This window comes from Pseudomonas sp. Root569 (assembly GCF_001427465.1).
In the GTDB taxonomy this organism is placed as follows: domain Bacteria; phylum Pseudomonadota; class Gammaproteobacteria; order Pseudomonadales; family Pseudomonadaceae; genus Aquipseudomonas; species Aquipseudomonas synxantha.
Window position 1 is genome coordinate 22,457 of the sequence record NZ_LMGQ01000011.1, and the last position, 13,877, is coordinate 36,333.

Sequence of the window (13,877 nt, forward strand, 5' to 3'; positions counted from 1 at the left end):
CGGCCGCCCTCAACATGAACGATATTCATGCAAAACCGGCACATGCTCCAAATCGGCACAGGTTTGCTATGATCCATGCCCTCCGTAATGCCTGACCAGAGTAGTCCCATGCCCGATCGTAGCGCTCGTCTGCAAGCCCTTCACCAAGCCCTCAAGGAACGTATCCTGATCCTCGATGGCGGCATGGGCACGATGATCCAGAGCTATAAGCTCGAGGAGCAGGACTACCGTGGCAAACGCTTCGTCGACTGGCCAAGCGACGTCAAGGGTAACAACGACCTGCTGGTGCTCACCCGCCCCGACGTCATCGGCGGGATCGAGAAGGCTTATCTGGACGCCGGTGCTGACATCCTCGAGACCAACACCTTCAACGCCACGCGTATCTCCATGGCCGACTACGGCATGGAAGAACTCGCCTATGAGCTGAACGTAGAAGGCGCACGCCTGGCGCGCAGGATCGCCGACGCCAAGACGGCCGAGAACCCGGCCAAGCCGCGCTTCGTCGCCGGCGTGCTTGGCCCCACCAGCCGCACCTGCTCGCTGTCGCCGGACGTGAACAACCCTGGCTACCGCAACGTGACCTTCGATGAACTGGTGGAAAACTACACCGAGGCCACTAAAGGCCTGATCGAGGGTGGCGCTGACCTGATCCTGATCGAGACCATCTTCGACACCCTCAACGCCAAGGCCGCGATCTTTGCCGTGCAAGGCGTGTTCGAGGAACTGGGCGTGGAACTGCCGATCATGATTTCCGGCACCATCACCGATGCGTCCGGCCGTACCCTGTCGGGCCAGACCACCGAAGCGTTCTGGAACTCCGTGGCCCACGCCAAGCCGATCTCCGTAGGCTTGAACTGCGCCCTTGGCGCCAGCGAGTTGCGCCCCTACCTGGAAGAGCTGTCGAACAAAGCCAATACCCATGTATCTGCGCACCCTAACGCCGGGCTGCCCAACGAATTCGGCGAATACGACGAACTGCCGGCGCAAACCGCCAAAGTCATTGAAGAATTCGCCCAGAGCGGTTTCCTCAATATCGTCGGCGGTTGCTGCGGCACCACCCCGGGCCATATCGAAGCTATCGCCAAGGCCGTGGCCGGTTATGCGCCGCGCGCGATCCCGGACATTCCCAAGGCCTGCCGCCTGTCGGGCCTGGAGCCGTTCACCATCGATCGCAGCTCGTTGTTCGTCAACGTCGGCGAGCGCACCAACATCACAGGCTCGGCCAAGTTCGCCCGGCTGATCCGCGAAGACAACTACACCGAAGCCCTGGAAGTCGCCCTGCAACAGGTGGAAGCCGGTGCCCAGGTGATCGACATCAACATGGACGAGGGCATGCTCGATTCGAAGAAGGCCATGGTGACCTTCCTCAATCTCATTGCCGGCGAGCCCGACATCTCCCGGGTGCCGATCATGATCGACTCCTCCAAGTGGGAAGTGATCGAGGCCGGCCTCAAGTGCATCCAGGGCAAGGGCATCGTCAACTCCATCAGCATGAAGGAAGGCGTCGAGCAGTTCATCCATCACGCCAAGCTGTGCAAGCGCTACGGTGCCGCCGTGGTGGTGATGGCGTTCGACGAAGACGGCCAGGCCGACACCGAAGCGCGCAAGAAAGAAATCTGCAAGCGCTCCTATGACATCCTGGTCAATGAAGTCGGCTTTCCGCCGGAAGACATCATTTTCGACCCGAACATCTTCGCCGTCGCCACCGGTATCGAAGAGCACAACAACTACGCCGTCGATTTCATCAACGCCTGTGCGTATATCCGTGACGAACTGCCCTACGCGCTGACCTCCGGCGGCGTGTCCAACGTGTCGTTCTCGTTCCGCGGCAACAACCCGGTGCGCGAGGCGATCCACTCGGTGTTCCTGCTATATGCGATTCGCAGCGGGCTGACCATGGGGATCGTCAACGCCGGCCAACTGGAGATCTACGACCAGATCCCGGCCGAGCTGCGTGACGCGGTGGAAGACGTGGTGCTCAACCGCACCCCGGAGGGCACCGACGCCCTCCTCGCCATCGCCGACAAGTACAAGGGCGACGGCAGCGTCAAGGAAGCCGAAACCGAGGAGTGGCGTGGCTGGGAAGTCAACAAGCGCCTGGAACACGCGCTGGTCAAGGGCATCACCACCCATATCGTCGAAGACACCGAGGAGTCCCGGCAGTCGTTCGCACGCCCGATCGAAGTGATCGAAGGCCCGCTGATGTCCGGCATGAACATCGTCGGCGACCTGTTTGGCGCCGGCAAGATGTTCCTGCCCCAGGTGGTGAAATCCGCCCGGGTGATGAAGCAGGCCGTGGCCCACTTGATCCCGTTCATCGAGCTGGAAAAAGGCGACAAGCCCGAAGCCAAAGGCAAGATTCTCATGGCCACGGTCAAGGGCGACGTGCACGACATCGGCAAGAACATCGTCGGCGTGGTGCTCGGTTGCAACGGCTATGACATTGTCGACCTGGGCGTAATGGTACCGGCAGAGAAGATCCTGCAGGTGGCCAAGGAACAGAAGTGCGACATCATCGGCCTGTCCGGGCTCATCACTCCATCGTTGGACGAGATGGTGCACGTAGCCCGTGAGATGCAGCGCCAGGACTTCCACCTGCCGCTGATGATCGGTGGCGCCACCACCTCCAAGGCGCACACGGCGGTGAAGATCGAGCCCAAGTACAGTAACGACGCGGTGATCTACGTCACCGATGCCTCCCGTGCGGTGGGTGTGGCCACGCAATTGCTGTCCAAGGAGTTGAAGGCCGGCTTCGTCGAGAAGACCCGTCTGGAATACATCGACGTGCGTGAACGCACCTCTAACCGCAGTGCGCGCACCGAGCGCCTGAGCTACCCGGCGGCCATCGCCAAGAAGCCACAGTTCGACTGGAGCACCTACACCCCGGTCAAGCCGACCTTCACCGGTGCCAAGGTGCTGGACAATATCGACCTCAAGGTGCTGGCCGAGTACATCGACTGGACGCCGTTCTTTATCTCCTGGGACCTGGCCGGCAAGTTCCCGCGCATCCTCGAAGACGAGGTGGTCGGTGAAGCCGCCACGGCGCTGTACGCCGATGCCCAGGAAATGCTCAAGAAGCTAATCGACGAGAAACTCATCAGCGCCCGCGCCGTGTTCGGTTTCTGGCCTACCAACCAGGTGCAGGACGATGACCTGGAGGTCTACGGCGACGACGGCCAGCCGATCGCCAGGCTGCATCATTTGCGCCAGCAGATCATCAAGACCGACGGCAAGCCGAACTTCTCCCTGGCCGACTTCGTTGCGCCTAAAGACAGCGGCGTGACCGACTACATCGGCGGGTTTATCACCACCGCCGGCATCGGCGCCGAAGAAGTCGCCAAGGCGTATCAAGATGCCGGCGACGACTACAACTCGATCATGGTCAAGGCCCTGGCTGATCGCCTGGCCGAAGCGTGCGCCGAATGGCTGCACCAGCAAGTGCGTAAAGAACACTGGGGTTACGCCAAGGACGAGCAACTGGACAACGAGGCGCTTATCAAGGAGCAGTACAGCGGCATCCGCCCTGCCCCGGGTTACCCGGCGTGCCCGGACCACACCGAGAAAGCCCAGCTCTTTCAACTTCTGGACCCAGAGGCCCGGGAAATGCACGCCGGGCGCAGCGGTGTATTCCTCACCGAGCACTACGCAATGTTCCCGGCGGCGGCGGTCAGTGGCTGGTATTTCGCCCATCCGCAGGCGCAGTACTTTGCCGTGGGCAAGGTCGACAAGGACCAGGTGGCCAGCTACACCGCGCGCAAGGGCCAAGACCTTATCGTGACTGAGCGCTGGCTGGCACCGAACCTGGGATATGACAACTGAGGGCCGGGGTGTTCAGAAAGTCGCCGTGCAGGCTCTGCGGGGCGACGGCTTCAGGGCGCTCTGTTGTGTAATTGAAACCGAATGACAGAGGATCATGGCGCCCATCGTTGCAGTCGGTATCCCCGTAACGCACCGGTAGCCGCACTATGGGATTTCCTATCGCAGACCGATTACCGGTCAACTGAGCCGGCAGCCAAAAACCGGCTGCACACGCGAAAAGGAAATCGTCATGTCCGACCCGACTCCCCCCTTGCCAACCTCGGCCCTGAGCCAACGGCCTGCCCAGGCCGTACACGAACATTTCGCTACCCGCCCGCGCTTGTTTTCGGTGGTGTTCAACACACTGCGCGGGCGCATCCTGGAACGTTACCCATCGCTCAAACTGGACCTGCTCACGGTCAAACTAGCCAGCCCACACCCCTCTGGCCATTACACCTACAAGGCGTTGATGGAAGTCGCTATCGCCCATGTACTGAACCCACAGTTACTTGATCTGCACTCACCGCGCGAACTGCCTTACTACCTGACCCAACAAATACCCACCATCCTCAAACCCGATACCCCACCGCTGATCGACATGCAGGTGATCGCGCAGATCATCGATGAATTGCCGTCATCGCTTTACCTGCATTTCCAGCACGACTTAGCGGACTACTGGAGCCAGATCGACAGTCACGGCTACAGTCGCTGGCAATGGCTTGGCGAACTGCTCAACGGCCAAATGACCGCCGTGGCAGCTGGTTGGTCGAGCCTGGGCGACACCCAGCCCGACATGCTGGCGACCGTCGCTGCCTGGCCAGTGCTGGCAGAACGCCTGTCGCGCTCATCGTCCAGCACCCATGCCTATTTCATTGAAAACACACTCACCAGCGCCGACCAGGAAGTCCGCGTACTCACCCCTGACCTGCTGCTGGTGCGCGAAAAACAGGTGTTGCTGTACAGCGTGGCCGGCGTTGTCGAGACGTTCGATTCAATGGATGCTTTCGGCCAAGCCTGGGTTGAGAGGATGCAGCACCAGTTCCAGTTCGACAGCATTACCTGGCGGCTCAACGAACCGGACAATCATGTTTTCGAACAGCAGGCCGGCCTGATCCTCAACCAGCAGCTGGAGGACTTGGCGGCGTTGACGTTTCAAGGGCAAGACGAAGAAACCCTTGAGCGGCGCCTGGAACGCCTAACGGACCCGGCGCTGTTTTTTTTCCCACTGCCCACTGCCGCCGCCGCGCCCCTGCAAAAGGTTATCGATCAGTTGCCCGAATGGCTCAGGCAGGCCGATGCCGCCGATCGGTTTGCCTACCATCGCCATCTGCAGGACATGGCGCAGGTGTTGCGACAAAATCAGGGTCGTTCGTTCAATGAAGGCATTGATAACATCCAGCACTTCAGCCGCAGCGCATTGCGCACGCAGATGCAGGTCGATCATGGGGACATTGACCCAGACGAGGTGCTGTTGGACTTCGCCATCGCGGCCGGCTATCCGGGCGGCTACGGCATCATCGAACATGTGCAGATGACACTGACGGAACTGGCCCTGAAAAACCTGGCGGGCAAACCCAAAGGCACGCTCGAGCTATCGTCCAAAAGTGCCGCACCATTGCCGCACTGGTTGACCGAAGACTACCTGCTGGGCAGCAACGGATTGATCCAGCGCGTCGACATCGGTACTGCCTACCCCCAAAAAATCAAGGACCTGCTGTTGTCCGATAGCGTCGACGCACGGCGCAGGGAAGCGTTGTTTACCCGCGAACTCAAGGTGCATCTGCCCCTGCAAGCGCTGGAATACAAGATCCGCCAACAGTACGGCGTGACCCTCAAGGGTTATCGCTACGTGAAGGCGTTGATGGGTGACATGCCCTCGGACAGAATCGTCGACGAGCAGGAGATCGTCCTGCGCCCCCTGGCCCTGTGCCGCGAAACCGGGGCCACGCCCGATGAAGTCAACAACGCTTTCATTATCGAACCGCGCAACGCGACCATCGGCCCGCACTTGCTGTATCGGCCGCTGTACACCGACGCCCTGCGCGAATACCCAACGCGCCAGGCGCTGTTGGCGGCGATCGCCGAGCCTGGCGACCTGCAAGACAGCGTACTGACCTGGCTGCCCGACAAGGCCCGCCCCATCTACGATCACGGCGGCTTGCGCGAACCCCACATCATTCGTTTCCTGCCTGGGGACGAGTTCAGCGTTTCTGCAAAACCGGCGCCCGCCACGCTGGCCATCAATGAAGGTGCCGGGGAATGGTTGCAGTCGCAAATCAATGGCAACCTTCCCAATCACCTGTTCGGTAGCACCGCTCGGGCAATGGTCGACTTGGCCGACCGCGAATCGGTGTCCAACAGTGAAAGCCGCTGGGCCATCATGATGGAAGGCGCCTGGCTGCTGTTCAACACCCTGCTGTTGCCGCTGGCCCGTGGGCCGGCCATGCTGGCAGGCTGGTTCCTGGTGCTGGTCAGCAGCCTGCAGCAAGACTTGGCAGGCCTGGACAGCACCGACCCCAAGACCCGCGAGCTGGCACTGATCGACCTGTTGCTCAATACCGCGATGGTGTTGCTGCACGCTGCCTCCTCGCACACGCCTGGCCCGACCGAGCGTCGCGCAGAGCATCTGCAAGCCTGGCGCCGCCGGCCGGGCCTGCCCCATCCGCAAGGCAAGCCGGTGGTGCGCCATGGCGCAGTGATGCTGCCCGGTGAGCCCCCGGCGTCTGGCCACACCGCCTTGGATTTCAGCCACTCGCTGGCCAGCCCCCAAGCCAGTGCAGCGTTGCTCAAAGCATTGGTCAAGGTGCATGTACCGTGGCCCAACGTTTTACCGGTCGCAGAACCAGGCGGCGTCCTCAAGGGGCTTTACCGCATTGATGGGACCTGGCACGCCAGTGTGGGTGGACTGCTGTTCCAGGTCAGCGTGGTGCCGGGTTTTGGCGAAGTTTATGTGGTGCACCCACAGCACCCGCAGCACCCGGGCTTCCAACTGGCCAGCGACGGCCAGGGCAATTGGCGGCTGGATCGCCGCGCAAGGCTGGAGGGAGGCATGCCTAGAGAACGGTTCAGTGAATGGCAAGGAAAACGCAAGAAACGATTGGAGGAGCTGAGCTCAGGATTGGAAGCCCTCAGTATTGAAGCAAGTGCATTGGCGCCCCAGGCGCAACAGCTTACAGACGCAGTGAAAAGGGCTCGGGGTCAACTGACAGAACACAAGCAAGCCTTGAGAGCGGACTGGGAAAGGCTCGGCAGCGCCACATTACTTCCCGAACTGCGCCCCAAAATCACTGAGCGTCATGCGCAGAGGAAAGACTCGACAGCACGTGCCACAAGCGCTTGGAGCATTGCAGTCGACAATTACCAGGAAAACACCCAAGCGTATATTTCCACCCAGGAAAAGTCTCTGGCCATGGCCAGAGAACTGTTGGATCTGGACAGAACGCAGGCTCAATACACGCAGGTACGAGATATCGCGACCGACAACATTCACAGTCACTTATTGTTGTCTTACTCGAATCTGCATCAGAAAATCAAAAACACGCTGGAAACCGGACGCGGCGAAAGCCTCTCCGAGCTACTGCTACGGGTCGACCAAGAACTGCCCAAGCACATCACCGACGCCTACGAGGAGTTCATCAGCGGTGCGACGCAGCGACTGCAAGTGCTCAAGGAAATGCTCAGCGTTGCACAAAGAATTGAAGCCATCCTGCAACAGGCCAATCCGGCATTGAGGGCTCGGCTCACGAGCAAAATCACGTCCAACAACACTGTTTCCTCGGTCGTTATAGAGCAGCATATGCTGTTGGCGTTTGTTGAGTTGATAGTCGATCGTGCTCGAAACACAGATATCCCAAGGGAGCGTCCTTTCCTTAAGGTACTTACCGATCGCCGAGCGACGACTTCCATACTCACCTATACCGAAATACGAGCCACCAGCGGTTACTCACCGGCCGAACAAATTGATGTATTCAAGGATGCGCTCCAGCAGTACGCACGACTGGAAAACGCCGTTAACTCGTTATCTGAAATGGGTTCCGAGCTTGTGCGAGAACACTACAGAAGCTCTTTCCTGGAGCAGTTCAGCGTGGCCCGCACTACCCTGGAAGCGCAACTGGCCCAGTTGATCCTATCTGAAGAAGGCTTTGTCCCTAGGCAAGCCTCCAACCGAGACGCCCGACAGAAACCCGCGAGCCGCAGGGTCATCAGGACCCATGACCGGGAGACCCTGGTGGGTGACCTGCGTCCAAACGAGCCAGGTGTCGAGGACAGTTTCGTCGACATCAAGGACCCACTCACCGGGCAAACCGTCGCCACCTACCATGAACACGCCAATACAGGCGTCTGGAACATCGTCAAACCCGCGCAACCACCCCAGCCGAGCGCCGCTGCTGGCCGCACGTTAAAAGCGATCAAAGAGCAGGCAGAGCTCGTCAAAGGCGAGCGGGCCGGTATTGATGCAAGCATTCGCTTCCAACAGCGCAAGCTTCAGGATCCCAGCCGACGCGAGGGCCTCGACCCCCATGAATGGGATGTGATGCTGAGCCAGCATGCAGCGAAGTTCGAAGCCCTCGCCGAGGAACTCCTACGCAACCACGCCGCCAATCCAGAGGCCGTAGCACTGCGTAATGCTTATCTGGCTGACGCGAATGCCGCCACAGAACACGCTCGCGAGGCGTGCGCCGAAGGGTATAAGCGGCAGCGCCCGAAAGCCGCCAATGTCGCTTATTTGTGGCGCCATGGCTTTGTCGATATCAACCTGGTGCGCAGTCGTGTCAGTTTGAAGGCCGGTGACTTTCTGACCGAGTATGCAATCCGCGACAAAAACCAGATCAATGCCGGAAAACCCTTTGAGGACACCGTGTTGTGGTACGCCCACTTCCACTATCCGGCCGCCGATACACCTGCCTCGCAACCTGCCTTCGGCCATCTGAAAACCATTGCCGAGCGCCGGTTCACCCGCCGGGAACTGATCGAACAAGCACGCGCCGACAACCGTGCCGTGGTCAACCTCGAGAAAGCCGAGATCAGGCCACCACTCGACCAGGAGCTGTTCCTGGGGCTGGAGGTACTGTGACCGAGCGCTGGCTGGCGCCTGACCTGCGGTACGACAACTAGGCCATTGGCCAAGGGGTGCGGTATCCCGATGCCGCACCCGTGACCACAAAATCCGTTTTCCTGTGCAGGACCGATCCTCGGTCCGCTGACCCGGCAGCTAACCCAGCCGGATTCACACAGGAAAAAGGATTTCACCATGTCCGATTCACCTACGGCCCTGGGCCAATTGCCCAGCCAGGCCGTCCACGCCCATTTCGCCACGCGCCCGGCGTTGTTTTCAGTGGTGTTCAAGGCCCTGCGCACGGGTATCAGCGAACGCTACCCGAACCTGCAATTTGACCTGCTCACGCTCAAGCTGGCCAGCCCTACCCCCAGCGGCGGCTATGCCTTTCCCTTGCTGGCCCATGTGGCCCTCGACCACGTTCTCAACCCTCAGCTACTTGACCTGAGCCCTCGCGGTGAACTGCCGTATTACTTGTCGCCCGCACCGGGCAGCGGCCTGGCCGACGTCGACATGCAGGTGATTGCGCAGGTTATCGACGAACTGCGCGCCTCGCTGTATCTGTCGTTCCAGCAGGACCTGGCCGATTACTGGAGCCAGGCCGATAGCCATGGCCGCAGTCGCTGGCAATGGCTGGGAGAGTTTCTCCAGGGCCAGATGACCGCCGCCGCCGTCGCCGCCTCAAGCCTGAGCGACACCCAGCGCGACATGCTGGCGGTCGCCGCGGCCTGGCCGGGGCGTCTGGAACGCCTGCCACGCTCCACGCCAACCACCTATGCGTATTTCATCGAAACCACACTGGCCAGGGCCGCGCAAGAAGTGCGCCTGCTGACGCCGGACCTGCTGCTGATACGCGACAAGCAAGTGTTGCTGTGCGGCGTGGCCGGGGCGATTGAGGCATTCGACTCACTGGACGCATTTGGCCAGGCCTGGAGCCGCCGCCTGCAACGCCAGTTCCAGTTCGATAGCCTGACGTGGCGGCGCAATGAACCGAACGGCAACCTGTTCGAACAACAGGCCGGGTTAATCCTCAACCAGCAACTCGACAACCTGGCCGCCGTCGACCTGCGCGGCGTCAGCGAAGCGCAGGTAGACCGGCGCCTGGACCTGCTCACGGATCCGGCCATGCTGTTCCTGCCAGCGCCGGCAGGCAACCCGGCGCTGATGCAGCAGATCGGCGCCCAACTGCCTGGCTGGCTCCGGCAGGCAGATGCCGATGACCGTTTCGCCTACCACCTGCACTTGCAGCAGGGGGCCACGGTACTGCGGGTCAACCAGGGGCGTTCCTACAATGAGGGCATCGAAAACCTGCATGATTTCAGCCGCGCAGCCCTGCGCAAGCAGATGCAGGCCGACCATGGCGACTACGACCCCGACGACGTGCTGCTGGACTTTGCCGTGGCCGCCGGCTACCCAGGTGGCGCGGGCATTATCGACCACGTCAGGCTTTCACTGACCGAACTGGCAGTGAAAAACCTCGCCGGCAAACCCAAAGGCACGCTGACGCTGTCATCCAAAAATGGCGGCACGCTGCCGCCATGGCTGACTGACGATTACGTGCTGGGCTCCTCGGGCCTGATCCAGCGGGTCGACATCGGTACGGCCTACCCACAGACGATCAAGGACCTGCTGCTGTCCGACAGCGACGATGCGCGGCGTCGGGAACAACTCTTTACTCGCGAACTCAAGGTGCAACTGCCGCGCATGGCACTGGAATTCGCGATCAGGCAGCAATACGGTGTCACCACCCAGGGCTACCGCTATGTAAACGCCCTGATGGGCGAGACACCGAACGACCGGATTGTCGACGGCCAGGAGATCGTCCTGCGGCCCCTGGCCCTGTGCCGCAAGGCCGGTGCCACACCAGACACCGTCAACAACGTCTTCATCATCGAGCCCCGAGACGCCAGCATCGGCCCGCACTTGCTGTATCGCCCCTTGTACACCGACGCGTTGTATCAGTACCCCACGCGCCAGGCACTGCTTGAGGCGCTGGCCGCTCCCGGTGACCTGCAGGCCAGCGTGCTGACCTGGCTGAGCGACAAGGCGCGACCGATCTACGCCCATGGCGGTATCAAGGAGCCGCACATCATTCGCTTTCTGGCCGGGGATGAGTTCGCCATCCCTGACAAGCCCGAGCCCGCGACCCTGGCGGTGGATGAAGGCGCCGAAGAATGGCTGCAATCGCAAGTCAATGGCCAACTGCTCAGCCATTTGTTTGGCAGCACCGCGCGGGCCCTGGTGGAGCTGGCGGACCGCGAGTCGGTGTCCAACAGCGAAAGCCGCTGGGCCATCGTGATGGAGGGCGCCTGGCTGCTGTTCAACACCCTGCTGTTGCCACTGACCCGCGGCCCGGCGATGTTGGCCGGCTGGTTCCTGGTACTGGTCGGCAGCCTGCAGCAAGACCTAGCGGGCCTGGACAGCCGCGACCCGACCACTCGCGAGCTGGCCTTGATCGACCTATTGCTCAACACCGCCATGGTGCTGTTGCACGCTGCCAGCCCGTCGCCGCGCACCCCACCGCAGGCACACGAGGACGCCCCACCAGCGCTGGCCGCCTGGCGCCGCCCTGCGCATCAGGTCCAGCCCGCTGCGCCTCAGGTACGTCATGGTGAGGTGGCGCTGCCAGGTGAACCGCCCGCCACCGGGCTTACCCCGCTGGATTTCAGCCGCTCGATTGCCAGCCCCCAGGCCGGTGCGAAATTGTTGAAATTATTGCTCGACCTGCACGTACCTTGGCCCGACCCATTGCCCGTCGCCCAGGCCAGCGGCCCATTCAAGGGTTTGTACCGCATTGGCGAAACCTGGCATGCAAGCCTGGGCGGGCTGTTGTTCCAGGTCAGCGTGGTGCCCGGCTTCGGCGAGGTCTATCTGGTGGACCCACAACACCCCCTGCGCCCCGGTTTCAAGCTGACCGGCGAAGGCCAGGGGCATTGGCGCCTGGAACGCAAGGCGCGGCTGGAGGGTGGCATGCCCAGGGAGCGCCGTGGAAGATGGGAGCGCCAGCATCGTGATCGCTTGAAGGTGCTGGAGGCAGACCTTGCGCGACTGAACCTGGAGTTCCTGCCCCGGGCGATGGCTTCGCTACCGTTCAAGTCAGCGCTGGACAAGGCGCGTGTCGAACTGGTCAATCAAAAACAAAAGCTACGCGAGGACTGGTTGAGGCTGCGCACGGCGAGTGAGATCCCTGGCTTGCAGGACAAGCTCGCTGCGCGCCATGAGCAAAGGCGTGCGATGGCGACGAAGGCCAAGCTGGAGTGGGACATCGCCTTCGAGCGTTACCAGAAAGACGCCGAGCTGGGCAATGCGACCATGCAACAGATCCAGGACAAGGGCCGCGAACTGATGGAGGCCGATAACACCGACGCAAGACATAAGAAAACCCGCAATGTCGCGGCCAGATCGCTTTATGACTACTGGGGCTCGGTGTTCGAAGCCAAGCTGCAAAAGTTTACCGACATCCTTGAAACCGACCAGGGCGAAAATGCCGAAGAACTGTTTGACCGGGTCAACCGTGAACTGCCTGAGGGCATTCCTTACGCCTACCAGATGTTCCTCGAAACCCGAAAACTGCAGATCGAAGCCTTGCGAGAGATGCTCGAACCGGCCGAAAAAATCGAAACCACACTCAAGCAGGCGGATCCGGAACTGCGCGAGTTCCTGTTGAAAGAGCATCCCGAGGACCAATACCTGTCCGCCGTCACCGTCGAACAGAATATCCTGATGTTCCTTGCCGAACTGGTGCTGGATCGCACCCATGGTTCGCGAAGCCCGGCGGAGCTGCCTTTTATCAAGGAACTCACCGATCCCAAGAACACCACCAGCGTATTGGCGCATACGGAAATGCGCACCACCAGCGGCTACTCCACGAGCGAACAAATCGAGGTCCTCAAGAGCGCGCTCGAACGCTATGAGCGCATGGAGAACGCGGTCAACGCCCTCACGGACATGGGCTCAGGCTTTGTGCGCGAAGCCTATCGCACAGAGTTCCTGGACCAACTGGTGATCGCCCGCACCAGCCTGGAAGCGCAACTGGCCGATGTGATTCTCGCCGAGGAAGGCTTCGCCCACGTGCCTAACGTAGCTGCCCCCACCCGGCCGAAACCCGCCAGCCGCAGAGTGTTCAAGACGCGCAAGCACATGACTCTGGTGGGCGACTTGCGCCCCGCAGACCCAGCGATGCCCGGCAGCTTTGTCGACATCAAGGATCCGCTCACCGGCCAAACTGTCGAGACCTACCATGAACATGTCAATGAAGGTGTGTGGGCCAAAGTCGATACACCAAAACCGTCCACGCCCTCGACAGCCGCAAAAGTTCGCGCACTGAAGACCATCAGGCAAAGCGCCGAAACCGTGATGGCCCAACGGGCAGGTATCGAACGCACGATTCGCGCCCAACAGAGAAAACTTCAAGACCCGGCCCGACGTGAAACGCTCAGCCCATTGGACTGGGATGACATGCTGAGCCAGCATGCGCGCAAAATCGAAGCCCTGGCCGAAGAGATCGAGCGCGATCATGCCAGCCAAGCCAACGCCGCCGAATTGATCAAGCAGTACCGGGACGAGGCCGCGTCTGCGCAAAAGCTCGCCCGTGAGGTGTGTGCCGAGGGCTACAAGCGACAGCTGCCCAAGGCATCCAATGTTGCCTATCTATGGCGCCACGGCTTTGTCGATATCAACTTGGCCAAGAGTCGTGAGCCACTGGCTGCCGGGGATTTTCTCAGCGAATACGCGGTGTACGAGAAAGGCACCCCCCATGTCTTGTGGTACGCGCATTTCCACTACCCCACCGTCCAAACGCCCGCTGCGCAGCACAGCTTCGGCCACTTGAAGCTTCCGGCCGAGCGGTTGCTCACGCGCAAACAATTGATCGAAAGGGCTGTTGCTGAAAACCGCGCCGTGGTCAACCTGGATAAAGCCACGATCAGGCCGCCGCTGGACAAGCAACTGTTCCTTGACTTGGAACCTCCCCGGGGCTGAGTGAACGCCGCTATAAGCTCCCCATCCGCATCGCCAATACGCG

3 protein-coding genes are annotated in these 13,877 nt (G+C 61.0%); all 3 read left to right on the forward strand.

What is annotated here, in order from left to right; genetic code table 11:
* The first annotated feature begins 108 nt into the window (after positions 1-108).
* Positions 109-3,819 (forward strand): methionine synthase, encoded by a 3,711-nt coding sequence (gene metH, locus ASD70_RS11030; RefSeq protein ID WP_056846439.1) that lies wholly within the window; start codon positions 109-111, stop codon positions 3,817-3,819.
* Positions 3,820-4,048: 229 nt separating this feature from the next.
* Positions 4,049-8,872: a hypothetical protein gene (locus ASD70_RS11035; protein WP_056846440.1), complete on the forward strand. Its 4,824-nt coding sequence runs from the start codon at positions 4,049-4,051 to the stop codon at positions 8,870-8,872.
* 177 nt (positions 8,873-9,049) lie between these two features.
* Entirely contained in the window at positions 9,050-13,834 is a 4,785-nt protein-coding gene (locus ASD70_RS11040) for a hypothetical protein (protein ID WP_056846441.1), read from the forward strand.
* Positions 13,835-13,877 lie beyond the last annotated feature (43 nt).